This window comes from Pseudomonas sp. CH235 (assembly GCF_004368175.1).
Classification (GTDB): domain Bacteria; phylum Pseudomonadota; class Gammaproteobacteria; order Pseudomonadales; family Pseudomonadaceae; genus Aquipseudomonas; species Aquipseudomonas paraglycinae.
In genome coordinates, this window is sequence record NZ_RRZJ01000006.1 from 191,272 (window position 1) to 216,429 (window position 25,158).

Consider the following 25,158-nt stretch of genomic DNA (forward strand, 5'->3'; position numbering starts at 1 on the left):
AACTCAGACCTTCAGCACACCGCGATCAAAGCTTCGCTTTAACCGCCGCCAATGCATCTTTGCCATCCACCGTTTTCACCCCATCAAGCCACTTGTCCAACACCGCCGGATTCGCCTTGATCCACGCCTTCACCGCCTCCGCATTACTGACCTTCTTGTTCACCACCTCGGCCATGATGCTGTTCTCCATCTCCTGAGTGAACGAAAGATTGGTCAGCAATTTACCCACATTCGGACAGGCCTCGGCGTAGCCCTTGCGGGTCAGGGTGTAGACGCTACCCGTGTCGCCGAAGTACTTCTCGCCGCCCTTGAGGTAATGCATTTTCAGCTGCACGTTCATCGGGTGCGGGGTCCAGCCGAGGAAGGTGACGAATTTCTGCTTCTTCACCGCTCGCGAGACTTCGGCCAGCATCGCCTGTTCGCTGGACTCGATCAGCTTCCACTGGCCCAGGTCGAAGTCGTTCTTCTTGATGATCTCCTGCAGCGAGATATTCGCCGGCGCACCGGAGCCAATGCCGTAGATCTTCTTCTCGAATTTATCGGCGTACTTATTCAGGTCGGCAAAGTTATGCACACCCGCATCCCACACGTAATCCGGCACGGCCAGGGTGAATTCGGTGCCGTCGAGATTCTTCGCCAGTTGGGTGACGTCACCGGTGGCCACGAACTTGTCGTAGAAGCCCTGCTGCGCCGGCATCCAGTTGCCGAGGAACACGTCAACCTGGCCATCCTTCAAGCCGCCAAAGGTGATCGGCACCGCGAGGGTGTCGACCTTGGCCTTGTAGCCCATGCCATCCAGCAGAAACCCGGTGATGGCGTTGGTCGCGGCGATGTCGCTCCAGCCGGGGTCGGCCATTTTCACCGTGTCGCAGCTCTCGGCGAACGCGGATGCGCTGCCCAGTGCCAGCAGACTGACCGTCACGACTGTGGATAACTTGACCATGGACTTCCCCTTAACGTTATTGGTTTTGGCAGGGTTGTGGATAACGGGCCTTGCGCTCCAGGTCATCGAGGTCGATGTGGTTGCGCATGTACTGCTGACTGGCGTCCACCAGCGGCTGGTGATCCCAGCTCTTCAGCTTGCCGATCGTCAGCGCCTCGGAGACGAAGCGCCGGCGACGCTGGCTTTCGAGGACTTCACGGTGGATCGCCGGGATGTCCCACTTGGCCCGTGCTTCAGCAAGAAAATCGTCGAAAAGCTGGCGATGTTGCGGTGATTGGCTGAGTTCTTCCTGCTCGCGCGGATCGTTGTCCACATCGAAGAGTAGGCAAGGGTCGGTTTCGCTGTAGATAAATTTGAAGGCGCCACGGCGGATCATCATCAGCGGACTGACAGTGCCTTCGGCCATGTATTCGCCGAATACCTCGTCGTGACCGCCCTGCCCTTGCAGATGTGGCACCAACGAACGGCCATCGAGCGGCAGACTTGGTTCCAGGCTGCCGCCGGCCAGTTCGACGAAGGTCGGCAACAGGTCGGCGGTGGAGACGGCAGAGCTGACACGGCCCGATTTGAACTGACCGGGTGCACTTATCAACAGGGGCACTCGAGCGGCCATTTCGTACCAGTGCATTTTGTACCAGAGGCCCTTCTCTCCCAGCATGTCGCCATGGTCGCCGGAGAACACGATGACGGTGTCGTCCGTCAGCCCACAATCTTCGAGGGTTTGCAGAAGTTTGCCGACGTTGGCGTCGATATAACTGCATGCACCGAAGTACGCGCGGCGTGCGTCGCGGATTTTATCCACAGGCAGCGGCTTGTCCCACAGGTCGTAGACCTTGAGCAAACGCTGGGAGTGCGGATCGAGTGAATGCTGATCCGGCGTCGTCGGAAGCGGGATATTCGCATCGTCGTACAAATCCCAGAACGCCTTGGGAATCGTGTACGGATCGTGAGGGTGAGTCATCGACACGGTCAGGCAGAACGGCTGATCGCCGTCCTCGCGGATATGGTCGAACAGGTATTGCTGAGCCCTGAACACCACCTCTTCATCGAAATCGAGCTGGTTGGTACGCACGCACGGCCCGGCCTGCAACACCGAAGACATGTTGTGATACCAGCTCGGCCGCACGTCGGGCTCGTCCCAATTCACCGCCCAGCCGTAGTCGGCCGGATAAATGTCACTGGTCAGGCGCTCTTCGTAACCGTGCAGTTGATCGGGGCCGCAGAAATGCATCTTGCCCGACAGCGCGGTGCGATAACCGAGGCGGCGCAGGTAATGCGCGTAAGTGGGAATGTCGGCGGGGAAATCGGCGGCGTTGTCGTAGGCGCCGATCTTGCTCGGCAACTGGCCGCTGACCAGGGTGAAGCGCGAAGGCGCGCACAGCGGGCTGTTGCAGTAGGCGGCATCGAACACCACGCCTTGTTCGGCGAGGCGGCTGAGATTCGGCAGTTTGATCGGCGACGGGCCGTAGAACGGCAACATTGGCGCGGCCATTTGATCGGCCATGATGAAAAGAATGTTCTTGCGCTTCATGTGATCGCGGCATTCCATAGTGAATATTTATGCGACATTGCTGCGATCGAGCATGGATTCCCCGCAATATCCGGTAAAGCCCGCGCCGGACAATGACTAGGATAAGCACAGCTTATGTATGAAGCCCTCGGTGTTTTGTCGCTGGACCTGTTGCGCGCCTTCGAGGCGGCGGCCCGTCATCGCAGTTTTACCGCTGCGGCGGTGGAGCTCGGCACGACGCAACCGGCGATCAGTCAGCAGATCAAACGGCTGGAGGAACAGCTCGGAACGCGACTGTTCGATCGCATCTACCGGGGCATCGAACTGACCGAGGTCGGCTCGATCCTGTTCGAGCAGGTTACCCTCGGTTTGCAGAATATCGACGCAGGATTGAGCGCGATCAGCACGCAACAGCAACATGAAGTGCTGCAGGTCGCCACCGATTTCGCTTTCGCCGCGTATTGGCTGATGCCGCGTCTGCACCGCTTCCATGAAGCTAATCCACAGGTGGACGTGAGCCTGGTCACCAGCGAACGCAATCACAACATGCTGCGTCCGGATATCGACGTTGCCGTTCTGTTCGGCGACGGTCGCTTCAAACAGGGCGAAAGTCACTGGTTGTTCAGCGAAGAAGTGTTTCCGGTGTGCAGCCCGCAACTGCTCAAGGATCGCCCCCTGCCCTTGCCGGCCCAGGCATTGATGGAGTTTCCGCTGCTGCACCTGCGCGGGGAAAACAGCAGTAACTGGTTCGATTGGAGCGGTCTCTTCCGCGCACTGAACATCAGCACGCCGCCAGCCCCGGGCCAGCTGCGCTTCGACAATTACACCTTGTTGATTCAAGCCGCGATTGGCGGTCAGGGTGTGGCGATCGGCTGGCGGCACCTTGTGGATAACTTGCTTACCCAGGGTCTGCTGTGCCGGCCGATCGCCGAAACCACCCTGTCGCGCCTCGGTTATTACGTGGTGCTGCCGCAGCGCAAACGCCGGGGCGCGTTGATCCAGACGTTCGTGGATTGGCTGATGGCTGAACAGGCGAGCAGCGCCGAATCCCTGGCCGGGCTGGCGCTGCCGTCGATTGCGGTGTAACGGATCAAGAGGCGGCGACAAAATCCACGTGCTGGCGCAGATGCAAATTCAGCCGCAGCTCATCGGCAATGCCCACCGCCACCCGGTTCAGGCGCTCCAGCGGTTCGGCCAGACCCGGTTCGAGCGTGCGGCCGACCTGATTGAAATGCTCGATCGTCAGCCCGGCGACGCTGCGCGGTGCGTTCACCAGCGTCCAGTGCAGCGGGCTGCTTTGCAGGGCTTCGCGCACTTCTTCGGCGGCGTGGCGTTGCAATGGGTCTGCGTTTTCCGGGTCGTCCAGGGCTTCGAATTCGCCGATGACAAACAGCCGCGAGACGTTCGCCGCCTGCAGTCCGTCGATCAGCGCATCCACCGCCAGCACCTGTTCCACCGGCCCCAGCACCACGGATTTCTCGACATGATCGCTGATCAGCGGCAAGCCCGGCGCATTCAGCAGGCAGATCACTACCGAGCTGCCGGCGACACTCTGGTTGACCCGCTCGGCATCGAGCAGATCGCCGCTTTTGGTGCGCAGCCCCGGCCGTGGCGCGAGCGCCGTCAGATCGTCGAGGATCGCGATGACTTCGTGCTGGCGACGCAGCAGTTCAGCCATCAACGCACTGCCCAGGCTACTCATGGCACCATAGAGCACCACTTTCACCGCCGGGGTTTCGGCATTTTTCATGGCTGAGGTCCCTTTTGTTTTCCCTTGTATGGCGTGTGACATACGGGCAACGCCGAGGGTTCGAACCGATTCAGAGGGTTTGCGATGCAGACGATCAAGGGTTATCACGCCCATGTTTATTACGACGCCAGCACGATCGAACAGGCGCGGGCGCTGTGTGAGCAGGCCGCGCAATTATTCCCATTGAAGATGGGCCGCGTGCATGAACGTCCGATCGGCCCGCACCCGGACTGGAGCTGCCAGTTGGCCTTCGGCCCGGAGCTGATCGGCGACGTGCTGCCGTGGCTGGCGCTCAATCGCAAGGGTTTGGTGGTGTTCCTGCACCCGGACACCGGCGATGACTTGCTCGATCACACCGAACACGCGATCTGGATGGGCGCGATGCGGCCGCTGGATCTGTCTGTTTTTTAATCAGATGGTTTCTTCGGGCTCGCCCGGCAAATGCTCGTCCAGGTGCAGCCACGGCAACTGGCTGTCGGTCCAGATATGCCGCTCGGCGGCGGCCTGCTCCGGGTGATCCAGTGTGGCAATCGTCAGATCGATGCTCTCGGGACTGAGCAACGTTACCAGCGCCAGTTGTGCGCCGCAGTTCGGACAGAAGAACCGGGCGCAACTGGTCGATGAGTCATAGCGCGAAGGCGTCCCCGCCAGCCACTGGAAGTTCGCCGCCGGCAGCGTGATCCAGGTAGTGACGATGCCACCGCTGACCTTTCGACAGATCGAACAATGACAGTGGGCGATGTCCTGCAACGCGCCGCTGAACTGATAGCGGATATGTCCGCAATGGCAGCCACCGCCGTGCAACTCAGTCATCGCCCTGCCCTCCGCTTCCCGTGTTCATTGACTCTAGCCCGCATCCGACGGCCGGTTGGCCGTTCGCCCAAAGCTTTCTTGCGCGAAAGGTAGCTGAAAGGTTCCCCGATTAGGATCGCCCCCACTGCCGGCAACAGACCGGTTGGCCAACGCGTGTGATTGCTCGCACGACAGGCCCAATTAACAACAACAATGGTGATTCTGATGTCCTCTGTAACCCGCCTCCTCGCTGCAACTCCGCCCGTACGCCTCGTGCTTCCCGTTCTGCGCTGATCCCGCCGATCCGCTCACTTACCTAGCCGCGCTACGCCTGGAGTATTCCCATGCTGACTTTCCTTGGCTTCGCCATGGTCATCACGTTCATGTTCCTGATCATGACCAAGCGCCTGTCTGCGCTGATCGCTCTGATCATCATCCCGATCCTGTTCGCTTTGTTCGGTGGCTTTGCGCCGAAGATCGGCCCGATGATGCTCGAAGGTATTACCAAGCTTGCGCCGACCGGCGTGATGCTGATGTTCGCGATTCTGTATTTCGCCCTGATGATCGACTCCGGCCTGTTCGACCCGGCCGTGCGCAAGATCCTCAAACTGGTCAAGGGCGACCCGCTGAAAGTTTCGGTCGGCACCGCCGTACTGGCGCTCGTCGTTTCCCTCGATGGTGACGGCGCGACCACTTACATGATCTGCGTGGCCGCCATGCTGCCGCTGTACAGCCGCATCGGCATGAGCCCGCGGATCATGGCCGGTCTGATCATCCTCGCCGGCGGCGTGATGAACATGACCCCATGGGGTGGCCCGACCGCCCGTGCCGCCAGTGCGCTGCACGTGGACCCGTCGGACATTTTCGTACCGATGATCCCGGCGATGGCTGCCGGTGTGGTGGCGATCCTGATCATTGCCTACTTCTACGGCAAACGTGAGCGTGCGCGTCTGGGCGAGCTGCACCTGATCGGCGACGAAATCGATCACAGCGAAATCAGCGTTTCGCAATTCCCGGATGCCCGCCGTCCGAAACTGATCTGGTTCAACGGCCTGCTGACCCTGGCCCTGATGTGCACTCTGATCGCCGGCCTGTTGCCGCTGCCGGTGCTGTTCATGGTGGCGTTCAGTATTGCCATGATCGTCAACTACCCTTGCCTGCAAATGCAGAAGGATCGCGTCGCCGCCCACGCCGGCAGCGTGCTGTCGGTGGTCAGTCTGATCTTCGCGGCAGGCATTTTCACCGGTATCCTGTCGGGCACCGGCATGGTCGATGCGATGTCGAAAAGCCTGCTGGCGGTGATCCCTGATTTCCTCGGCCCGTACCTGGCGGTGATCACGGCGCTGGTGAGCATGCCGTTCACGTTCTTCATGTCGAACGATGCGTTCTACTACGGTGTGTTGCCGGTGTTGTCCGAAGCGGCCAGCCATTACGGCATCACCGCGGTGGAAATGGCCCGTGCCTCGATCGTCGGTCAGCCGGTTCACCTGCTGAGCCCACTGGTGCCGTCGACATACCTGCTGGTCGCACTGGCGGGGATCGAGTTCGGCGATCATCAGCGTTTCACCCTGAAGTGGGCAGTGCTGGTCTGCCTGTGCATACTGGTCGCAGCCTTGCTGTTGGGGACTTTCCCGCTGTTCAGCACGTTGTAACGGCACCAAACTCACCAGGACGCCAGCTGATTGCTGGCGTCCTGGTTTAACACTCGCTCAAAGGAATACACATGGAATGGCTGACCAACCCTGAGATCTGGGTTGCCTTCTTCACCCTGACCGCCCTGGAAATCGTTCTGGGCATCGATAACATCATCATGATTTCGATCCTGGTCAGCCGCATGCCCAAACACATGCAGCAGCGCACCCGGATCTTCGGTCTTGGCCTGGCCATGATCACGCGGATCCTGTTGCTGCTGTCGATCACCTGGGTCATGCGCCTCACCGCCGACCTGTTCGAAGTGTTCGGCCAGGGCATTTCCGGTCGCGACCTGATCCTGTTCTTCGGTGGCCTGTTCCTGCTGTGGAAAAGCTCCCAGGAGATGTACCACGCGCTGGAAGGTGAAGATGAGAGCGGCGACGAGCCTTCGGGCAAGGGCGGCAATTTCCTCTACACCATCATCCAGATCGCGATCATCGACATCGTGTTCTCGCTGGACTCGGTGATCACCGCCGTCGGCATGGTGTCCCACGTTCCGGTCATGGTTGCGGCGATCATCGTGGCCGTGCTGGTGATGATGCTGGCCTCGGGCAAGATCAGCGAGTTCATCGACAAGCACCCGTCGCTGAAAATGCTCGCGCTGTCGTTCCTGCTGGTGGTCGGCACCGTGCTGATTGCCGAATCGTTCGACGTGCACGTACCGAAAGGCTACGTCTACTTCGCCATGGCGTTCTCGCTGGCGGTCGAAGCGATCAACATCAAGATGCGCACCGCCATTGCGAAAAAACGCAAACAGCAGGATCCGGTGAAACTGCGCAAGGATATTCCGGGTCAGTAACCCGAACGCTGCGCAACAGATCAAAGGGCCTTCGGGCCCTTTTTTCATGGCCGCATGAACCTGTTTTCATGACACTTTTGTTTCAATCCCCGCTTTAGCTGTGCAATGCTGGCGCCCAGACCGTTAGCCAACTACAGCTTAAGTATCAGAACGTAGAAATTGCGCGGTACCGTCAACTTGCCCCTCTGGGGCGCTGCTATTACAGGGGGTCTGCATGCTCACCCTGCTCAATCTGCTCTCTGCCGTGGCCCTGCTGATCTGGGGCACGCACATCGTCCGAACCGGCATCCTGCGGGTGTACGGCACCAATCTGCGCCATGTGATCGGCCAGAACATGTCCAAACGCTGGCTGGCCTTTGTCGCCGGCATCCTCGTGACCGCGATGGTGCAGAGCAGCAACGCCACCGCCATGCTCGTGACGTCGTTTGTCGGTCAGGGGCTGATGGCGTTGACCCCGGCCCTGGCGACCATGCTGGGTGCCGACGTCGGTACGGCACTGATGGCGCGGGTGCTGACGTTCGACCTGTCGTGGCTGTCGCCGCTGCTGATTTTTATCGGGGTGATTTTCTTTCTGTCGCGCAAACAGACGCGGCTCGGGCAGATGGGCCGCGTGTCCATTGGGCTTGGGCTGATCATTCTGGCACTGCAATTGATCGTCGAGGCCGCTGCGCCGATCACCCATGCCCAAGGGGTGAAGGTGATTTTCGCCTCGTTGACCGGCGATATCCTGCTCGACGCCTTGGTCGGCGCGCTGTTCGCGATGATTTCCTACTCCAGCCTGGCGGCCGTGCTGCTGACCGCCACCCTCGCCGGCGCTGCGGTGATCAGCCTGCCGGTGGCGATCGGTCTGGTTATTGGCGCCAACATCGGCAGTGGCGTGCTGGCGTTCATGAGCACCAGCATGCAGAACGCCGCCGGCCGGCAGGTGGCGCTGGGCAGCCTGCTGTACAAACTGATCGGGCTGCTGCTGATCATTCCGGTGCTCGACCCGCTGGTGCACTGGATCGACAGCCTGGATTTCAGCCCCCAGGAAATGGTCATCGGCTTCCACCTGCTCTATAACACCGCGCGCTGCCTGATCCTGCTGCCGAGCGTCGGGCCGATGGCGCGGCTGTGCGCCTGGCTGCTGCCGGAGCGGCCGGAGGTCAACGGCACCGCCAAGCCCCGCCACCTTGATCCCACCGCGCTGGTCACGCCGAGTCTGGCGCTGGCCAACGCCGCTCGGGAAACCCTGCGCATGGGCGACCTGATCGACAACATGCTCGACGCGACCCTCGACGTGCTGCGCGGCAAACAGACCGCCATCACTCAGGAAATGCGCAAGCTGACCGATGACGTCGAAGCGCTGTACAGCGCGATCAAGCTGTACCTGGCGCAGATGCCCCGCGAAGATCTCGGCGAACAGGACAGTCGACGCTGGGCGGAGATCATCGAGCTGGCGATCAACCTTAAACTGGCCAGCGACCTGATCGAACGCATGTTGCGCAAAGTGCAGCAGCAGAAGACTTCGCAACGCCGCTCGTTCTCCGAAGACGGGCTGGAAGAACTGGCCGGCCTGCAACAGCAATTGATCGCGAATCTGCGGCTGGGGCTGTCGGTGTTCCTCAGCGGCGACAAGGAAAGCGCCCGCCAGCTGCTGCGCGAGAAACGTCGCTTTCGCGCACAGGAACGACGTCTGGCCCACGCCCATGTCAGCCGATTGCAACGCAAGATCGTGCAGAGTATCGAGACCAGTTCGTTGCACCTGGAGTTGATTGCCGACATGAAACGCCTGAACTCGCTGTTTTGCAGCAGCGCCTATGTGGTGCTGGAAACTTCCGATACCGGCGCGCTGGCGGCGGACGATATGGCGGACATCACGCATTCGCCTTGAACGTCTGGGGTTGTGGTCAGTCAGTAACTCAAGGTTCGGCCTCGCAGCCGGACTGACGACACGGATCTCCAATTCAGCCGTATGGAAGCTCGTTATGCGTTGCCTGTTGTTCGCTTGTCTGCTGCTCGGTTCCCTGCCCGCCTTCGCCCTGGATCGTTTTCAGGTCGAAGGCTATGCGCTGCCCAACGGCTTGCAATTGCTGCTCAAGCCCGGCACCGAGCGTGGGCACGTGGCCATCCGGCTGGTGATCGGCGTCGGTCTGGACGATTTCGACTGCAATGAAAAGGAGCTGCCGCACCTGCTCGAACACTTGCTGTTCAGCGGCATCGATGCCACCGGCGAAGGTGGCCTCGAAGAACGCATGCAGGCCCTCGGCGGTGACTGGAACGCCTTCACCAGCAACGCCGACACCACGTTCGTCATCGAAGCCCCGGCGAAAAACCAGCGCAAGGTCCTCGACCTGCTGCTGGACCTGCTGACCCAGACCCGCTTCGACGACAACGCGATCAACGCCGCCAAACGGGTGGTCGAGCGTGAGGACGGCGGCCATTACACCCGCCTGCAACGCTTTCTCGACCGACAGGATCTGGGCCACACCGCGAGCAACCAACTGGCGGTCGAACTGGGCCTGAAATGCCCGCAACGGGCCGAAGTCGATGGCCTGACCCGCGAACAGCTGGAGACGGTGCGCAAGGCCTGGTACGCGCCGAACAACATGACCCTGATCATCGTCGGTGACCTCGACAAACTGCTGCCGGCCTATCTGGAACGGGCGTGGGGCGCGCTCGAAGCTGTCGAGCCGAGCGAACACCGCCCGTTGCCGGACATCCGCGCCAGCGCCGCCCACGAACGCACGATCACTCGCGGCTTCATCGGCAACAGTGCCAAGCTGCACTGGCTGGTGCCGGAGCCGGTGCTGGACGATCAGTACGACGAAACCTTCGACCTGCTCAAGGAATATCTGGAGTGGGCGCTGTATCGCCAATTGCGCCTGAACCACGGTTTGTCCTACGGGCCGTGGGCCGAGCGCGAGGTGTTCGGCGGCGTCGGTTTCATGAGCCTCAACGCCGACCTGGATCGCGGCGACATTGCCGAAGCCGAACAAGTGCTGGAAGACCTCAAGGCCGACCTGCTGAAAAACGGCCTTGATGCCGATACCTTCAATCGCTTGAAACAAGCCGCCATCGCCCATCAGGCCTGGGCCGTGCAAGGCACCAGCGCCATGGCCGACTATTACTGGAGCGCGTTGGGCGACTACGAAGATGGGCGCTTCGCTGATCCTGCGCGGGAGCTGCAAGGCGTGACGCTGGAGGCGGCGAACAAGGCCATGCGCGAGTTGTTGCTGCAACCGGGCTATCTGCGGATCGAGAAACCGCTGCTCAGCGACGATCAGGTATTGTGGCTGCTGGCGGGCGGATTGGGCGTGCTGGTGCTGATCCTGCTCGGCTGGCGCCTGCATCGGCGCAAATCCGTGCATCCAGACTGACCGGCAGCCTCGCCACACGGCCCGGCGGGCGGTACTCTGTCGAGGTTTTTTTCCTATCCAGTCGTGAACCGCCCAAATGTCTAAATTGACCCTCCTGATCCAGCGCATTCTCGAACTGATGAAGCGCTACCCCGGGGTCATTGCGCTCGGTGGTTTCATCTCCGGGGTCGGCAGTTTCATTCTGGTCGACCGGCAACAGGGGCTGGCGAGCTGGATCACCACGATCATGCTGCTGAGCTGGATCTGGCTGATGCTGGAAAACAGCCTGACCAAGCTGTTCACGCGGATCTTCAAACGGGAAATCCCCCAGCCGCTGCTGCGTTACGCGACGCAGATGATCCACCAGGAAAGCCTGTTTTTCGTCCTGCCGTTCTTCTTCATCACCACCACCTGGAACAGCGGCCAGCTGTTTTTCACCGGGCTGCTGTGCATCGCGGCGCTGATCTCGATCGTCGACCCGCTCTACTACAAATGGCTGGCGCCACGGCGCTGGGCATTCCTTGCGCTGCACACCCTGACCCTGTTCGCCGCCCTGCTCACGGCGCTGCCGGTGATCATGCACCTGACCACCTCGCAAAGCTTCAAATGGGCGCTGGGGATTGCGGTGGTGTTGTCGTTCCCGAGCCTGGCGTCGATCTTCCCGATCCGCACCGTGCGCAACGCGCTGGCGATCCTGTGTATCACGGTCGGCATCGGTGGCGTGGGCTGGGTCCTGCGTTCGTGGGTGCCGCCGGCGACGCTGTGGATGACCGACGTGGCGATCAGCACCCAGGTGCAGGACCGGGTTCCGGGCGCCAGCCTCAAGGAAGTCAGCGCCGAACAGATCCGTGGCGGCGGGCTCTATGCCTACACCGCGATTAACGCGCCGCGCGGGCTTGATGAGCGGATTTATCACGTCTGGCAATTCAACGGCAAAGAGGTCGACCGCATCGCCCTCGACATCCACGGCGGGCGCAAGGAAGGTTACCGGGCCTGGACGCACAAGCAGAACTTCCCCGGCAACCCGGCGGGCAAATGGCAGGTGCGGGTGTTGACCGAAGACGGTCAGGTGATTGGCGTGCTGCGCTTCGAGGTCACGGACAGCACACCGACCAAAGAAAAGTAACCGTGTTCGTGCTATTACGTATGCCAGCGTATTCAGCCGAACAAGCACGGAGCTTATGACCAGCAGCCCAATGACCGGCAGTGCCCGCCTGGACACCTCGATCACCCCTGCCCGCCTGCGGGTCACCGGGGACTGGACGCTTGCCCATTACGCCGACCTCAAGCAACTGAGCGAAACGCTCCACGGCCAGTACGACGCCAACACCCCCATCGACCTCAACGGCCTCGGCGCCCTCGACACCGCCGGTGCGTCGCTGCTGGTGGAACTGCTCGGCTCCGAGCGGCTGAGCAAGTCCGCCGAACACCCCGACTGCACGATTTCCAGCGCCGACCGCGCCTTGCTGCAAACCGTGTATCGCTCGCTGACCGACTTCTGCGTGCCGATCAAGGAGCCGGAAATCAGCGTCAGCGTGCAATTGCTGACCCGTATCGGCCGGGCCGTCGACACGGTCTGGCAAGACACCCTGCAGCTGCTTGGCTTCGTCGGCCTGATCCTCGAAACCATCGCTCGCAGCCTGTTCCGGCCCAAGCGCTGGCGGATCACGCCGATGATTGCGCACATCGAACAGACCGGCCTCGACGCTGCGCCCATCGTCGCGTTGCTGACCTTTCTGGTGGGCGCGGTGGTGGCGTTCCTCGGGGCGACGGTGCTGGCCAGTTTCGGTGCCAGCGTGTTCACCGTGGACCTCGTGGGTTTCGCCTTCCTGCGCGAGTTCGGCGTATTGCTCACGGCGATTCTGATGGCCGGCCGCACCGCCAGTGCCTTTACCGCGCAGATCGGCTCGATGAAGGCCAACGAGGAAATCGACGCCATTCGCACCCTCGGCCTCGATCCCATGGAATTGCTGGTTGTGCCCCGGGTGCTGGCGCTGCTGGTGGCGCTGCCGATGCTGACCTTTCTGGCGATGATTTGCGGGATCGTCGGCGGCGCAGTGGTTTGCGCGGTATCGCTGGATATCTCGCCGGCGATGTTCCTGTCGCTGCTGCAAAGCGACATAGGGATTCAACATTTCCTGGTGGGTCTGGTCAAAGCCCCGATCTTCGCGTTCCTGATTGCCGCCATCGGCTGTCTGGAAGGCTTCAAGGTCAGCGGCAGCGCCGAATCGGTCGGCGCCCACACCACCTCCAGTGTGGTGCAATCGATTTTCGTGGTGATCGTGCTCGATGCGGTCGCTGCGCTGTTTTTCATGGAGATGGGCTGGTGAGTCGTCTACCCCGCGCGCCCTCCGAGGCGGTCATCGAAGTCCGTGGCCTGTGCAATCGCTTTGGCAGCCAGAGCGTGCACGAGAACCTCGACCTGGACTTGTACAAAGGCGAAATCCTGGCCGTGGTCGGCGGCTCCGGCAGCGGCAAATCGGTGTTGCTGCGCAGCATCGTCGGCCTGCGCCAGCCCAGCGAAGGCATGGTCAAAGTGTTCGGCCAGAACCTGCCAAGCTTGCCGGAGCATGAGCGCTCGCTGATTGAGCGGCGCTTTGGCGTGCTGTTTCAGAAAGGCGCGCTGTTCTCGTCGCTGACCGTCACCGAGAATGTCGCCCTGCCCCTGATCGAACACGCCGGCCTGAGCCGCGACGATGCCGAACATCTGGCGGCGGTGAAGCTGGCGCTGGCCGGGCTGCCGTTGTCGGCGGCGGACAAGTACCCGGCCTCGCTGTCCGGCGGCATGATCAAACGCGCGGCACTGGCCCGGGCGCTGGCGCTGGATCCGGACATCCTGTTTCTCGACGAACCCACTGCCGGCCTGGATCCGATTGGCGCCGCGCAGTTCGACCAATTGATCCTGACCCTGCGCGATGCCCTGGGTCTGAGCGTATTTCTGGTGACCCACGACCTCGACACGCTCTACACCATCACCGACCGCGTTGCGGTATTGGCGCAGAAGAAGGTGCTGGTGGCCGGTCCCATCGACGTGGTCTCGGAAACCGACGACGCGTGGATTCACGAATACTTCCACGGCCCTCGCGGCCGCTCGGCGCTGGACGCCGCCAAACAGCTCAACGAGGTCTGACATGGAAACCCGAGCCCATCATGTATTGATCGGCCTGTTCACGGTGATTGTGGTGGCGGGCGCCCTGCTCTTCGGTCTGTGGCTGGCCAAGTCCAGTGTCGACACCGAGTTCAAGGATTACGAAATCGTCTTCAACGAGGCGGTCAGCGGCCTGTCCCGGGGCAGCCCGGTGCAGTACAGCGGGATCAAGGTCGGCGACGTGGTCAGCCTGCGCCTTGATCCGAAGGACCCGCGTCGAGTGCTGGCACGCATTCGCCTGGCTGGCGACACGCCGGTCAAGGAAGACACCGAGGCCAAACTGGCCTTGGCCGGGATCACCGGCACCTCGATCATCCAGCTCAGCGGAGGCACGCCGCAAAGCCCGAAACTCAAGGGCCATGACGGCAATCTGCCGACGATTGTCGCCTCTCCCTCGCCCATCTCGCGGCTGCTCAATGACAGCAACGACTTGATGAGCGGTGTCAGCACGCTGCTGAACAATGCCAATCAGATGTTCTCCGCCGACAACATCGAGCGCGTGAGCAAAACCCTTGAACATCTGGAGCAGACCACCGGCTCGATCAACGATCAGCGCGGCGACCTGCGTCAGGCCATGCAGCAACTGGCGACGGTCGGCAAACAGGCCGGCAACATGCTTGAACAGACGTCCGCGTTGATGCGCAACGCCAACGGCCTGCTCAACGATCAGGGCAAACAGGCGCTCGGCAGCGCCGAGCAGGCGATGAAATCCCTGGAGCAGAGCAGCGCCACCATCAATGGTCTGTTGAGCAAGAATCAGAATTCCCTCGACAGCGGCATGCAGGGCCTCAACGGCCTGGCCCCGGCGATCCGCGAACTGCGTGAAACCCTGAATTCGCTGCGCGCCATTTCCCAACGCCTGGAGGCCAACCCCAGCGGTTACCTGCTGGGCAGTGACAAGAACAAGGAGTTCACGCCATGAAGCTGATTCGCCTCGCCCTCCTCGCCGGCTTCACGCTGATCAGCGCGTGCTCGATCCTGCCCAAGTCCGAACCGTCGGATGTCTATCGCCTGCCGACGGCACAGGCGCCCGCCTCGGCCAGTTCGGCATCTACCCAGCACTGGTCGCTGCGCCTGAACAAACTGCAGGCCAGTGAAGCGCTGAACCGGCCGAGCATCGCGGTGATTCCTCAGGGCGATGTGATCAGCAGTTACAAGGCCTCGCGCTGGAGCGATCCGGCGCCGGTGCTGGTGCGTAACCGCTTGCTCGATGGCTTCCAGCGCGATGGCCGGGTGTCGCTGTTGAGCACCGACGACAGCAATTTCCAGGCGGACCTGGAACTGGGTGGCAGCCTGCAGGCGTTTCAGACCGAGTATCAGGGCACGCAGGCCAGCGTGGTGGTGCGGGTCGATGCGTTGCTGGTGCGCGGTTACGACCAGCGGATCCTCGCCAGTCGCCGCTTCGAAGAACGTCAGCCGCTCAGTGATGTGAAGGTGCCGGCGGTGGTGGCCGGCTTCGGTCAGGCCAGTGATCGCCTCACCGCGAAGGTGGTGGCGTGGGCGGTGGAGCAAGGGCAGAAAGTTGCCCCACCTGCCCGGCCCTGAATATCAGCCGAAGAACCAGTAGCAGACGCCGATAGCGCCGAGCACACCCGCCAGCTCGGCCAGCAACGCGCAACCGACGGCATGCCGGGCGCGCTGAATGCCCACCGCGCCGAAGTACACCGCCAATACGTAGAACGTGGTTTCGGTGCTGCCCTGGATCGTGGCGGCCACCAGCGCCGGGAAGCTGTCCACGCCCGAGGTCTTCATCGTTTCGATCAGCATCGCCCGGGCGGCGCTGCCGGAGAACGGTTTGACCATCGCAGTCGGCAGCGCATCGACGAAGCGCGTGTCCCACCCTGCCCACTCCACCAGATGGCGGATGCCGTCGAGGCCGAAGTCCAGCGCGCCCGATGCGCGCAATACGCCGATCGCGCAGAGCATCGCCACCAGATACGGCAGCAGGTTCTTGGCCACGTCGAAACCTTCCTTCGCACCTTCGACGAAGGCCTCGTAGACCTTCACCTTGCGCAAGGCGCCGATCACCAGGAACAGCATGATCAGGCCGAATAGCGTCAGGTTGCCGAGGATCGACGACAGGCCCGCCAGCGCAGTGGCCGACATTGTCGCGAGCAACGCCATGAAACCGCCGAGAATCAGCGCGCCGGGAATCAAGTAAGCCAGCACGACCGGGTCCCACACGCGCAGGCGCTGCATGAATGCCACCGACAAGAAGCCGACGATGGTCGAGCAACTGGTGGCCAGCAGGATCGGCAGGAACACCAGCGTCGGGTCCGGCGCGCCTTGCTGGGCGCGGTACATGAAGATCGTCACCGGCAGCAGGGTCAGGGAAGATGCGTTGAGTACCAGGAACAGGATCTGCGCGTTGCTGGCGATGGTCGAGCTGGGGTTGAGCTCCTGTAGCGCCTTCATGGCTTTAAGGCCGATCGGCGTGGCGGCGTTGTCCAGGCCCAGGCCGTTGGCGGCGAAGTTCAGGGTGATCAGGCCCAGCGCGGGATGTCCGGCTGGAACTTCCGGCATCAGCCGCAGGAACAGTGGCCCGAGCACTTTGGCCAGCCATTCAACGATGCCGGCCTTTTCGGCAATGCGCAGGAAGCCCAGCCACAGGGTCAGCGTGCCGAACAGCAGCACCATGACTTCGACCGACAGCTTGGCCATGGCAAAAATGCTTTCCACCATCGCCGCGAAGATCCCGGCGTTGCCGCCGATCAGCCATTGCCCCAGCGCCGAAACGGCTGCCACGATGAAGAAGCCAAGCCACAGGCCATTAAGCATCAGTCAAATCCCCCGGAAGATGCGGCGAATGATAGCGGGGTCGCCAGAAACGACAAACCCCGGATTTCTCCGGGGTTTGTTGGTAAGGCTTGCATCAACCACTGTGGGAGCGGGCTTGCCCGCGATGGCGGTGTTCATTCAGCGAATATGTTGAATGTGCGCACCTCATCGCTGGCAAGCCAGCTCCCACAGGGTTTTGCATCAGTTTTTGGAGATTTCACCGGCCGGCAGTTTTTCCTTGCTGCGCCAGTGCGGCAGCGAGTTCCAGTAGCGCTGGCCCTTGGCGTCGTCGTACATGCCTTCCCAGCGGGCGATGACCAGTACGGCGAGGGCGTTGCCGATCACGTTCAGGGCGGTACGCGCCATGTCCATCACACGGTCGACACCGGCGATGAAGGCCAGGCCTTCCAGCGGGATACCCACGCTGCCCAGAGTGGCCAGCAGTACCACGAAGGACACGCCCGGCACGCCGGCGATACCTTTGGAGGTCACCATCAGGGTCAGGACCAGCAGCAGTTGCTGGCTGATCGACAGGTCAATGCCGTACAGCTGGGCAATGAAGATCGCCGCGATGGACTGGTACAGGGTCGAACCGTCGAGGTTGAACGAGTAGCCGGTCGGTACCACGAAGCTGCAGATGGCTTTCGGTGCGCCGTAGGCTTCCATCTTCTCGATCACGCGTGGCAGTACGGTTTCCGAGGAGGCGGTGGAGTAAGCCAGCACCAGCTCATCCTTGAAGATGCGCATCAGCTTGATCACCGAGAAGCCGAACATCTTGGCGATCAGGCCCAGAATCACGAAAGCGAAGAAGGCGATGGCGACGTAAACCAGGATCACCAGCTTGGCCAGCGGCAGCAGCGGGGCGAAACCGAAGTTGGCCACGGTCACCGCGATCAGTGCGAATACGCCGATAGGGGCGTAGTTCATGATCATGTGGGTGACTTTGAACATGCTTTCCGACACGCCCTGGAACATCTTCACCAGCGGCTCGCGCAGGTCCGACTGCAGGCTCGACAGACCGAGACCGAACAGCACGGAGAAGAAGATGATCGGCAGCATTTCGCCGCGGGCCATAGCCGCGAAGATGTTCGACGGGATCAGGTTGAGGATGGTCTCGATGAACGCGTGTTCATGCTGCACTTCGGCGGCGGTCGCCTGGTACTTGGAGATATCGACGGTGCCCAGGGTGCTCATGTCGATGCCGGCACCCGGATGGAACAGGTTGGCCAGCAGCAGGCCGACAACAATGGCGATGGTAGTGACGATTTCGAAGTAGATGATGGTCTTCAGGCCGATGCGCCCGAGCTTCTTGGCGTCGCCCACGCCGGCGATGCCGACGATCAGGGAAGAGATGACGATCGGGATAACGATCATCTTGATCAGACGGATAAAGATATCGCCTGCCGGTTGCAGGACGTTGCTGATCCACCAGGCCTTCTCGGCACTGAAATGGTTGAGCAACGCACCGATTGCAATCCCCAACACCAGACCGATTAGGATCTGCCAGGCGAGGCTAAGCTTTGCCTTCTTCATTATCTTTACCCTTACTTGCGTTTGACTCAGGCACATGCAGGAACTGGAACGCTCATCAGCGGAAAAGTCTGTGCATCTGCCTCCGTATAAGGTGCCCCGAAGCGCGTGTTTACGGCTCTCCGGCAGGCGAAAAAAGGCGCAACTATTCCGATGCAAGGTTGCGCCGTCTAATGCCGTAAACGCCTACCCTATGCCGAATCGGCATGAGCTTTTTTAAATGAAACTGGCGTCCCAACCGGTTCGAATACGACATTTCGGCAGGCATAAGTGCCGTGAACCGGCCATTACAGCGTAGGTTGGTTATTTTTTGAACGAGTGATTTCGAGGAAAAATTTAGGAAAAAGCCTACGTTCGGAAACTAAATGTCCGACTTGGTGGATCGACTCTTTCTCGATATACGGTCGCCAGGAAACACCGCGAAATGCTTTCGCACGCAGTGTGGGCGATAAAAATGAAGAGCAGAACGCTCTGGATCAACGTTTTGTCACGTTGAAAGCTCAGCGCAAGTCCGTCAAACCGCTTCGGTTGGCGAACTTGCGTCGCAGCTTTTACCCTGACCCGGCCCTCATCGCAGGCACTCCCTGTACCCGTAGGTCACTCCGACCCTGCAACAGTCAGAACGTCCCGGCCCCCTGGTCATGCACCGGCCTTCCTCGGGCCGACGCAATGGAGGACAGCCTTTCGGCTGCCCTCGTGTTCAATACCAGTTCGGATCTTTCTTCAGCGTTTCCATCAACAGATCCTGCATGCCCTGGTCGGGCTTGCCGAGGAAGCGGTAGGTGGCATGTCGCGTTGGCGACTTGTCTGCCGGCAGCCCTTCAGGCACATCCACAAGCATGGCGTAAGCGTCTTTCTTGTCGAAACTGAACGCGACGATCAAGCGATGGTTCATGCACTTGTCTGCGGATTCGCAGAGCGGGCCGACCAGATACTTGTCGCCATCTTCGGTTACGGCATTCATCTGCTGGTCAGGCGTACCGGACAGGTTCATCACCCATTCCGGCAGGCGTTCTTCCTTCTTCACCACACCTTCCCAGGTTTCCCTGTATTGCGGGTCGGAACTCAACAGTTCGTTGACCCGCGCCTGGCCGTCATTGGCCGCCATCGCCATGGCACTACCGCCCAGGAGCAGGGCGGCTGCCAGTGTCTTTAAACCCTTCATGTTCAACCTCGACCGCGACGGCCAAAGAAGAAGGAAGCGATGAACATCACCAGGAACACGACAAAGAGAATCTTGGCGATACCCGTGGCGGTGCCCGCGATACCACCGAAGCCCAGTACTGCAGCGATGATGGCAATGATCAGGAATGTGATTGCCCAGCTCAACATGGTGATTCTCCTTGCTTCTATTTAGGGATGTTGCCGGTCTCGGCGCGGGGGCGCCCAGATTCGTTGATCAGAAAACCCAGCGTTCTTCACGGGGCATGTCGCCCAGTGGCTGTGGCTGGTCGACGTCCATCATGCGCATCGCGCCGTTGTCGTCCTGGCTGCTGCTGACGGCGCTGAAGTGCGTCTGCGTCGCGTGTTGCATCGAGATCAAAGGCTCAGGTTGCTGACTGTGCTCCCAGCGCAGGTATTGCTGGCAGGCGATCAAAGTGATCAGCAGCGCAAGTGCGCCAAACAGGGCCTGCTGCAAGTGCAGTGGCGAAATACGCATTTGGGCGGCACGTGGGCGAGTCATCCTGGGTTCCTCACTCTTGTTCGATTGGGGCAGTGCATATCTGCCCGGGCTGAAAGAGGTATTGCAGCCTGCGTGCCAGCTTTTTTGTTTGAAAAAAACCAATAAAATCAGCTAGTTACAAACGGTATGAAAATTCCTGACGACGCATCCTGCACGATGGTCCGCATAGGGTCGTGCGTAATGCACGATTATTTCGTAGGAGAAATCATTATTTTTGAATTGGGGACAGGGTACGGATGTCAGAAAAGTAGGCAGGAAACCGACCTGAAACTGTGCGATGTTTAAAAAACCAATGAAATCAGTCGATTAGCCGTTAGGGCAGGAGAGAGCTACCCTGCAATGACTCGAATCGATCAGAATCAACCATGCAACTTGCCCGATTTTTCCGGGACTAACCCAAGACATTCACTTATGGAGCGTAGGAAAAATGGAATCAGCCACTGAGCACCAAGGCCGCATTCTGCTGGTGGACGATGAATCCGCCATCCTGCGAACCTTTCGTTATTGCCTCGAAGACGAAGGTTATACCGTCGCCACCGCCAACAGCGCGGCTCAGGCTGACGCGCTGCTGCAACGCCAGGTGTTCGACCTGTGCTTCCTTGATTTGCGCCTGGGTGAAGACAACGGCCTGGATGTATTGGCGCAGATGCGCATTCAGGCGCCGTGGATGCGGGTGGTGATCGTCACCGCGCATTCGGCTGTCGATACCGCGGTAGACGCGATTCAGGCCGGCGCTGCCGATTATCTGGTCAAACCGTGCAGCCCGGATCAATTGCGCCTTGCGACCGCCAAGCAGCTTGAAGTGCGCCAGCTGTCGGCGCGTCTGGAAGCCCTCGAAGGCGAGATCCGCAAACCCAAGGACGGTCTCGATTCCCACAGCCCGGCGATGAAAGTCGTACTGGAAACCGCGCGGCAAGTGGCGGGCACCGACGCCAACATCCTGATCCTGGGTGAGTCGGGCACCGGTAAAGGTGAGCTGGCCCGAGCCATTCACGGCTGGAGCAAGCGCGAGAAGAAATCCTGCGTCACCATCAATTGCCCGTCGCTGACCGCCGAACTGATGGAGAGCGAGCTGTTCGGTCACAGTCGTGGCGCGTTCACCGGGGCCAGCGAAAGCACGCTGGGTCGGGTTAACCAAGCCGATGGCGGCACGCTGTTTCTCGACGAGATCGGCGATTTTCCGCTGACGTTGCAACCCAAGTTGCTGCGTTTCATCCAGGACAAGGAATACGAGCGGGTAGGGGATCCGGTCACCCGCCGCGCCGATGTGCGTATTCTCGCCGCCACCAACCTCAATCTTGAAGACATGGTGCGCGACGGGCGTTTCCGTGAAGACCTGCTCTATCGCCTGAACGTCATCACCCTGCATTTGCCGCCGCTGCGCGAACGGGCCGAAGACATCCTGACCCTGGCCGACCGTTTCCTCGCTCGCTTCGTGAAGGAATACGCGCGCCCCGCGCGGGGTTTCAGTGATGAGGCTCGCGAAGCGCTCTTGGGTTATCGCTGGCCCGGCAACATCCGTGAGCTGCGCAACGTGGTCGAGCGGGCGAGCATCATCTGCCCGCAGGAGCGTGTCGAAATCAGTCACCTCGGCATGGCGGAGCAACCTGCGAACAACGCACCACGGGTTGGCGCCGCGCTGAGCCTCGATGAGCTGGAGAAAGCCCACATCGGCGCAGTACTGGCGACTGCCGGCACTCTCGATCAGGCCGCCAAGACTCTGGGGATCGACGCCTCGACCCTGTATCGCAAGCGCAAGCAGTACAACCTGTGAGCATCCGCCGATGAAACTGGCGATGAAGTTGCGGACTCGCTTGTTCCTGAGCATTTCCGCGCTGATCACCGTGGCCTTGCTCGGGCTGATGCTCGGGCTGGTCAGCGTGATGCAGATGGCCGGGACTCAGGAGGCGCTGATCCGCAACAACTTCGTCACCCTCGATCTGGGGCTCAAGCTGCGGCAGACGCTTGGCGATCAACTGATCATGATGCTTGCCGAGAAACCCGATCCCGTGGCGTTCGAAGCATCCAAACAACGCTATTTCGAATTGCTCGACGAGGGTATCGCCCAAGAGCAGAAAAACGACAATCGCCAATATGGCTTCAGTCAGGCGAAGAGCGATTACCTGACCTTCCTTGAGGCGTTCGATATCTCCCGCGATCCGGGCGCCGCCCTGAGTGGTAGTGGCGACTTGCGCGAACGATTCAACACCCTGCGTAACGGTTTGATCACCGAGCACAAGCACGCGCTGGATAACATCAACGCTGTCCAGCACGCTGCCCGTGACCGGGCGCTGCTGATTTCCGGCCTGCTCGGGCTGGTGGGGCTGGCAGTGCTGATCATTGGTTTCGTTACCGCCCAGGGCATTGCGCGGCGTTTTGGTGCGCCGATCGAAGCGTTGGCCAAAGCGGCGGACAATATCGGCCAGGGCAATTTCGAAGTGACCCTGCCGGTGTCCTCGGCGATGGAGATCAATCTGTTGACGCGCCGCTTCGGGCTGATGGCCGAAGCCCTGCGCGAGCATCAGGCGACCAATGTCGACGAACTGCTCGCTGGCCAGCAGCGCCTGCAAGCGGTACTTGACAGCATCGATGACGGTTTGCTGATGATCGACCGTCAGGGTCGTCTGGAACACTTGAACCCGGTGGCCCAGCGACAATTGGGCTGGGACAGCGACCGTTTCGGCGAGGGCCTGGGCACAGCGCTTCAGCGTCCAGAGCTGGATGCACAGCTGCAACTGGTGTTGCGCGGCGGCAACCTTGAGCGGGCGCCGGAAGACTTGAGCATCGAGGTCGATGGCGAGTCGCGCCTGCTGACCTACAGCCTTACGCCGGTCAGCCATACCCAGGGGCATATCCTCGGCGCCGTGATGGTTTTGCATGACGTCACCGAGCAGCGCGCCTTCGAACGGGTGCGCAGCGAGTTCGTGCTGCGCGCGTCTCACGAATTGCGCACACCGGTCACGGGCATGCACATGGCGTTCGGGCTGTTCCGCGAGCGGGCTAAGTTTCCTCCGGAGTCGCGCGAGTCCGACCTGCTCGACACGGTCAATGAAGAAATGCAGCGCCTGATGCAGTTGATCAACGATCTGCTCAACTTTTCGCGTTATCAGAGCGGTTTGCAGAAGCTCACGCTGGCGCCGTGCTCCATCGAGGATCTGCTGGAGCAGGCGCGTTTGCGTTTCGCCGATTCGGCGGCGCAGAAGGGCGTTACCCTGCAAGTCGAAGCGCAAGGCCCGCTGCCACGCTTGCAGGCGGATCAGGCGCAGCTCGATCGAGTCCTCGACAACCTGATCGACAACGCCTTGCGCCACACGGCGCGCGACGGGCTGATCCGCTTGCAGGCCCGGCGCCATGGCGAACGGGTGATCATCAGCGTCGAAGACAACGGCGAAGGAATTGCCTACGGTCAACAAGGGCGGATCTTCGAACCGTTCGTCCAGGTCGGCAGGAAAAAGGGCGGGGCCGGGCTGGGTCTGGCGCTGTGCAAGGAAATCGTCCAGTTGCACGGCGGGCGGATGGGTGTTTACTCGCGGCCGGGGCAGGGCACGCAGTTCTATATGGCGCTGGCGGTTTAGGCTTCGTCGTCGATCCGGCGGCCGGCGAGTCGCCGTCCACGGGTAATCAGTTCGATGAACTGCACCGCGCTCAAGGCGTGGGCGAACAACCAGCCCTGACCGAACTTCACCCCTTCGCTGCTCAGCAGCGCCGCTTGTGACTCGAATTCGATCCCTTCGGCAATCACCTTCAGGTCCAGCGCCTGGGCCATGTGAATGATGTGTGGCGCGACACCGCTGCTGGCGGCGTCATGGCCGAGGGCGTCGATGAAGGCCTTGTCGATCTTCAGGCAATCCACCGGCAGGGTTTGCAAATAGGCCAGGCTGCAATAGCCGGTGCCGAAATCGTCGATCAGCACCTGATGCCCGACATCGCGCAGCGCCTGCAGGTTTTCCCGGGCTACCACCACATCGATCAGGCCGCGCTCGGTCACCTCGAAAGCAATCTGCCGCGCCGCCACCCGATGCAGGGTCAGCAGCCGCGCCATGACCTGGCCGATGCGCGGCACCATCACGTCGCAGGCGGCCAGGTTCACCGAGATGTACAGCTGCGGATTGGCCCGCAGCAACTGACCCAACTGCTCGAGCAGGCGTTGCAGGACGAAGTCGGTCATCTGGCGAATCTGTCCGGTGTTCTCGGCCATCGGGATGAACAGGTCGGGGCTGGTCAGCGTGCCGTCCGGCCGGCGCCAGCGCAGCAAGGCTTCGGCACCGACGCAGTTGCGGCTGTCGAGATCGAAGATCGGCTGATAAAGCACCTGCAACTCGCCACGGCGGATGGCGCCGTGCAGCTCGGCGTCGAGCGACTGGCGCTGGCGCACGACCCAGAACACCAGAACGCCCACCAGCGCACCGAGCACCAGACAGAAAGGCACCATCCACCACCAGAGCTCCGGAATGTGCATGCCCGTGCGCGGGCTGATCAGCACCAGTTGGTATTCCGGGTTGTCAGTGGGCATGCGGTAGATCAGGTGTGACTGGGTGACTTGCAGTGCGTTCGGGGTTTTCGGCGGCCAGGGCTCGGTGGGCGGCCAGACCTGTGGAACGCCGAGCACCGGAATCGCCCGGGTCCCGTGATCCAGCACTACCAACAGGCTGCTGCCGGGCAACAGGTCGACCATGTCGGTGAGATGTCCGCGCGAGGTGGCTACGCGAAAGTTGCCGCGCCCGAGCATCAGCGCTGCGCGGTTTTCATCGGGTTCGGTGGTGGTGTTCAGCCAGTAGCTGTAGGTCGGGCCCTTGATGTCCGGAGGGCGGATCACCGACAGGCCTTCCTGGCGCGGACGGTTGGAGCAGATCCGCGTGGCGTCCATGTAGGCCGCTTCATAGACGAAGCGGTAGTTGAACGTCACTTGCTGCAACGTCGCGATCATTTCGTCGTCGCAGCTGCGCAAGGGCTGGGCTTCAAGGTCGTCGAGGCTTTCGCGCAACTGGCCGAACAGTTGCTCCAGACGCGCCAGGAACCGCTCACCCTGGGCGTTCATTTCCTGGCTTTCGCTTTGTTCGACCTGGCGCATGGCCACGAACAGCCCGCCGGTGATCAGCAGGCTCGCACTGAGGACAGCCGCGATCATCGCCAGAAACCAGGGGCGATAAAACCAGCTACGCAGCGTCTCTCGGGTAGCAACCATCATGGATAT

General features: G+C 61.1%; 23 protein-coding genes. 13 read left to right on the forward strand and 10 right to left on the reverse strand.

Annotation, left to right across the window (positions count from 1 at the left end):
- Positions 1 to 25 precede the first annotated feature (25 nt).
- Together choX and betC are read right to left on the reverse strand one after the other, a co-directional pair.
- Positions 26 to 943 carry a choline ABC transporter substrate-binding protein gene (choX, locus tag EIY71_RS09360; RefSeq protein WP_102688222.1) on the reverse strand — a complete coding sequence of 306 codons (918 nt, stop codon included), beginning with the start codon at positions 941 to 943 and terminating at the stop codon, positions 26 to 28.
- 16 nt (positions 944 to 959) lie between these two features.
- On the reverse strand, positions 960 to 2,474 hold the full coding sequence (betC, locus tag EIY71_RS09365; RefSeq protein WP_102688223.1) for a choline-sulfatase: 1,515 nt from the start codon (positions 2,472 to 2,474) through the stop codon (positions 960 to 962).
- Between the two features lie 114 nt (positions 2,475 to 2,588).
- Here betC and EIY71_RS09370 point away from each other — a divergent pair, with 114 nt between their 5' ends.
- The gene (locus EIY71_RS09370) at positions 2,589 to 3,539 is read left to right on the forward strand and encodes a LysR family transcriptional regulator (protein WP_085748027.1); all 951 of its coding nucleotides are present in this window, start codon (positions 2,589 to 2,591) and stop codon (positions 3,537 to 3,539) included.
- A gap of 4 nt (positions 3,540 to 3,543) precedes the next feature.
- Here EIY71_RS09370 and EIY71_RS09375 read toward each other — a convergent pair whose 3' ends face one another.
- Positions 3,544 to 4,203, reverse strand: coding sequence for an NAD(P)-dependent oxidoreductase (locus EIY71_RS09375; protein ID WP_134021514.1), 660 nt, complete (start codon positions 4,201 to 4,203; stop codon positions 3,544 to 3,546).
- Positions 4,204 to 4,287: 84 nt separating this feature from the next.
- Between EIY71_RS09375 and EIY71_RS09380 the strand changes: the two genes are divergently transcribed.
- Positions 4,288 to 4,614, forward strand: coding sequence for a DOPA 4,5-dioxygenase family protein (locus EIY71_RS09380; RefSeq protein WP_085748029.1), 327 nt, complete (start codon positions 4,288 to 4,290; stop codon positions 4,612 to 4,614).
- On the opposite strand, the gene EIY71_RS09385 is transcribed toward EIY71_RS09380, so the two are convergent.
- The gene (locus EIY71_RS09385; protein WP_085748030.1) at positions 4,615 to 5,016 is read right to left on the reverse strand and encodes a GFA family protein; all 402 of its coding nucleotides are present in this window, start codon (positions 5,014 to 5,016) and stop codon (positions 4,615 to 4,617) included.
- Positions 5,017 to 5,339: 323 nt separating this feature from the next.
- Here EIY71_RS09385 and EIY71_RS09390 point away from each other — a divergent pair, with 323 nt between their 5' ends.
- From EIY71_RS09390 to EIY71_RS09430, 9 genes are all read left to right on the forward strand, one after another.
- Positions 5,340 to 6,647, forward strand: a complete 1,308-nt coding sequence (locus EIY71_RS09390; RefSeq protein ID WP_007954069.1) for a CitMHS family transporter — start codon at positions 5,340 to 5,342, stop codon at positions 6,645 to 6,647.
- Positions 6,648 to 6,718: 71 nt separating this feature from the next.
- Positions 6,719 to 7,486 carry a TerC family protein gene (locus tag EIY71_RS09395; protein WP_085748031.1) on the forward strand — a complete coding sequence of 256 codons (768 nt, stop codon included), beginning with the start codon at positions 6,719 to 6,721 and terminating at the stop codon, positions 7,484 to 7,486.
- A gap of 214 nt (positions 7,487 to 7,700) precedes the next feature.
- Positions 7,701 to 9,359 (forward strand): Na/Pi cotransporter family protein, encoded by a 1,659-nt coding sequence (locus tag EIY71_RS09400; protein ID WP_074689766.1) that lies wholly within the window; start codon positions 7,701 to 7,703, stop codon positions 9,357 to 9,359.
- A gap of 94 nt (positions 9,360 to 9,453) precedes the next feature.
- Complete coding sequence (locus EIY71_RS09405) at positions 9,454 to 10,845, forward strand: pitrilysin family protein (RefSeq protein ID WP_134021517.1); 1,392 nt, start codon at positions 9,454 to 9,456, stop codon at positions 10,843 to 10,845.
- A gap of 76 nt (positions 10,846 to 10,921) precedes the next feature.
- Positions 10,922 to 11,950: a DUF5924 family protein gene (locus EIY71_RS09410; RefSeq protein WP_039764894.1), complete on the forward strand. Its 1,029-nt coding sequence runs from the start codon at positions 10,922 to 10,924 to the stop codon at positions 11,948 to 11,950.
- 55 nt (positions 11,951 to 12,005) lie between these two features.
- On the forward strand, positions 12,006 to 13,154 hold the full coding sequence (locus EIY71_RS09415) for an ABC transporter permease (RefSeq protein WP_102718832.1): 1,149 nt from the start codon (positions 12,006 to 12,008) through the stop codon (positions 13,152 to 13,154).
- On the forward strand, positions 13,151 to 13,954 hold the full coding sequence (locus EIY71_RS09420; protein ID WP_039764888.1) for an ABC transporter ATP-binding protein: 804 nt from the start codon (positions 13,151 to 13,153) through the stop codon (positions 13,952 to 13,954). The genes EIY71_RS09415 and EIY71_RS09420 overlap by 4 nt, the downstream gene beginning before the upstream one ends.
- 1 nt (position 13,955) lies before the next feature.
- A complete protein-coding gene (locus EIY71_RS09425) occupies positions 13,956 to 14,894 on the forward strand; it encodes an MlaD family protein (protein WP_085748035.1) in 939 nt (312 codons plus the stop codon).
- On the forward strand, positions 14,891 to 15,517 hold the full coding sequence (locus EIY71_RS09430) for an ABC-type transport auxiliary lipoprotein family protein (protein WP_085748036.1): 627 nt from the start codon (positions 14,891 to 14,893) through the stop codon (positions 15,515 to 15,517). The genes EIY71_RS09425 and EIY71_RS09430 overlap by 4 nt, the downstream gene beginning before the upstream one ends.
- Positions 15,518 to 15,520: 3 nt before the next feature.
- Here the strand turns inward: EIY71_RS09430 and EIY71_RS09435 are convergent, their stop codons facing one another.
- The 5 genes from EIY71_RS09435 to EIY71_RS09460 form a co-directional block, all read right to left on the reverse strand.
- Complete coding sequence (locus EIY71_RS09435; RefSeq protein ID WP_085647178.1) at positions 15,521 to 16,750, reverse strand: nucleoside recognition domain-containing protein; 1,230 nt, start codon at positions 16,748 to 16,750, stop codon at positions 15,521 to 15,523.
- Between the two features lie 201 nt (positions 16,751 to 16,951).
- The gene (gene gltP, locus EIY71_RS09440) at positions 16,952 to 18,283 is read right to left on the reverse strand and encodes a glutamate/aspartate:proton symporter GltP (RefSeq protein WP_134021520.1); all 1,332 of its coding nucleotides are present in this window, start codon (positions 18,281 to 18,283) and stop codon (positions 16,952 to 16,954) included.
- Between the two features lie 697 nt (positions 18,284 to 18,980).
- On the reverse strand, positions 18,981 to 19,445 hold the full coding sequence (locus EIY71_RS09450) for an inhibitor of vertebrate lysozyme family protein (RefSeq protein ID WP_085748037.1): 465 nt from the start codon (positions 19,443 to 19,445) through the stop codon (positions 18,981 to 18,983).
- 2 nt (positions 19,446 to 19,447) lie between these two features.
- Positions 19,448 to 19,612 carry a DUF1328 domain-containing protein gene (locus EIY71_RS09455; protein ID WP_003177151.1) on the reverse strand — a complete coding sequence of 55 codons (165 nt, stop codon included), beginning with the start codon at positions 19,610 to 19,612 and terminating at the stop codon, positions 19,448 to 19,450.
- A gap of 67 nt (positions 19,613 to 19,679) precedes the next feature.
- Entirely contained in the window at positions 19,680 to 19,964 is a 285-nt protein-coding gene (locus EIY71_RS09460) for a hypothetical protein (RefSeq protein WP_134021522.1), read from the reverse strand.
- Between the two features lie 427 nt (positions 19,965 to 20,391).
- Here EIY71_RS09460 and algB point away from each other — a divergent pair, with 427 nt between their 5' ends.
- Both algB and EIY71_RS09470 read left to right on the forward strand, forming a co-directional pair.
- Positions 20,392 to 21,738 (forward strand): sigma-54-dependent response regulator transcription factor AlgB, encoded by a 1,347-nt coding sequence (algB, locus tag EIY71_RS09465; protein ID WP_007954049.1) that lies wholly within the window; start codon positions 20,392 to 20,394, stop codon positions 21,736 to 21,738.
- Between the two features lie 10 nt (positions 21,739 to 21,748).
- The gene (locus EIY71_RS09470) at positions 21,749 to 23,539 is read left to right on the forward strand and encodes a KinB sensor domain-containing domain (protein WP_102688233.1); all 1,791 of its coding nucleotides are present in this window, start codon (positions 21,749 to 21,751) and stop codon (positions 23,537 to 23,539) included.
- On the opposite strand, the gene EIY71_RS09475 is transcribed toward EIY71_RS09470, so the two are convergent.
- Positions 23,536 to 25,152 (reverse strand): EAL domain-containing protein, encoded by a 1,617-nt coding sequence (locus tag EIY71_RS09475; RefSeq protein WP_134021525.1) that lies wholly within the window; start codon positions 25,150 to 25,152, stop codon positions 23,536 to 23,538. The genes EIY71_RS09470 and EIY71_RS09475 overlap by 4 nt on opposite strands.
- Between the last annotated feature and the right edge of the window lie 6 nt (positions 25,153 to 25,158).

What these genes read in the sequence shown, in the direction of transcription:
- EIY71_RS09395 (WP_085748031.1), top strand. Translation starts at nt 6,719, where the DNA reads ATGGAATGGCTGACCAACCCTGAGATCTGGGTTGCCTTCTTCACCCTG.
- EIY71_RS09380 (WP_085748029.1), top strand. Translation starts at nt 4,288, where the DNA reads ATGCAGACGATCAAGGGTTATCACGCCCATGTTTATTACGACGCCAGC.
- EIY71_RS09385 (WP_085748030.1), bottom strand. Translation starts at nt 5,016, where the DNA reads ATGACTGAGTTGCACGGCGGTGGCTGCCATTGCGGACATATCCGCTAT.
- EIY71_RS09475 (WP_134021525.1), bottom strand. Translation starts at nt 25,152, where the DNA reads ATGATGGTTGCTACCCGAGAGACGCTGCGTAGCTGGTTTTATCGCCCC.
- EIY71_RS09450 (WP_085748037.1), bottom strand. Translation starts at nt 19,445, where the DNA reads ATGAAGGGTTTAAAGACACTGGCAGCCGCCCTGCTCCTGGGCGGTAGT.
- EIY71_RS09430 (WP_085748036.1), top strand. Translation starts at nt 14,891, where the DNA reads ATGAAGCTGATTCGCCTCGCCCTCCTCGCCGGCTTCACGCTGATCAGC.
- EIY71_RS09425 (WP_085748035.1), top strand. Translation starts at nt 13,956, where the DNA reads ATGGAAACCCGAGCCCATCATGTATTGATCGGCCTGTTCACGGTGATT.
- EIY71_RS09400 (WP_074689766.1), top strand. Translation starts at nt 7,701, where the DNA reads ATGCTCACCCTGCTCAATCTGCTCTCTGCCGTGGCCCTGCTGATCTGG.
- EIY71_RS09470 (WP_102688233.1), top strand. Translation starts at nt 21,749, where the DNA reads ATGAAACTGGCGATGAAGTTGCGGACTCGCTTGTTCCTGAGCATTTCC.
- choX (WP_102688222.1), bottom strand. Translation starts at nt 943, where the DNA reads ATGGTCAAGTTATCCACAGTCGTGACGGTCAGTCTGCTGGCACTGGGC.
- EIY71_RS09390 (WP_007954069.1), top strand. Translation starts at nt 5,340, where the DNA reads ATGCTGACTTTCCTTGGCTTCGCCATGGTCATCACGTTCATGTTCCTG.
- EIY71_RS09460 (WP_134021522.1), bottom strand. Translation starts at nt 19,964, where the DNA reads ATGACTCGCCCACGTGCCGCCCAAATGCGTATTTCGCCACTGCACTTG.
- EIY71_RS09370 (WP_085748027.1), top strand. Translation starts at nt 2,589, where the DNA reads ATGTATGAAGCCCTCGGTGTTTTGTCGCTGGACCTGTTGCGCGCCTTC.
- EIY71_RS09375 (WP_134021514.1), bottom strand. Translation starts at nt 4,203, where the DNA reads ATGAAAAATGCCGAAACCCCGGCGGTGAAAGTGGTGCTCTATGGTGCC.
- EIY71_RS09435 (WP_085647178.1), bottom strand. Translation starts at nt 16,750, where the DNA reads ATGCTTAATGGCCTGTGGCTTGGCTTCTTCATCGTGGCAGCCGTTTCG.
- betC (WP_102688223.1), bottom strand. Translation starts at nt 2,474, where the DNA reads ATGAAGCGCAAGAACATTCTTTTCATCATGGCCGATCAAATGGCCGCG.
- EIY71_RS09405 (WP_134021517.1), top strand. Translation starts at nt 9,454, where the DNA reads ATGCGTTGCCTGTTGTTCGCTTGTCTGCTGCTCGGTTCCCTGCCCGCC.
- EIY71_RS09415 (WP_102718832.1), top strand. Translation starts at nt 12,006, where the DNA reads ATGACCAGCAGCCCAATGACCGGCAGTGCCCGCCTGGACACCTCGATC.
- gltP (WP_134021520.1), bottom strand. Translation starts at nt 18,283, where the DNA reads ATGAAGAAGGCAAAGCTTAGCCTCGCCTGGCAGATCCTAATCGGTCTG.
- EIY71_RS09455 (WP_003177151.1), bottom strand. Translation starts at nt 19,612, where the DNA reads ATGTTGAGCTGGGCAATCACATTCCTGATCATTGCCATCATCGCTGCA.
- algB (WP_007954049.1), top strand. Translation starts at nt 20,392, where the DNA reads ATGGAATCAGCCACTGAGCACCAAGGCCGCATTCTGCTGGTGGACGAT.
- EIY71_RS09410 (WP_039764894.1), top strand. Translation starts at nt 10,922, where the DNA reads ATGTCTAAATTGACCCTCCTGATCCAGCGCATTCTCGAACTGATGAAG.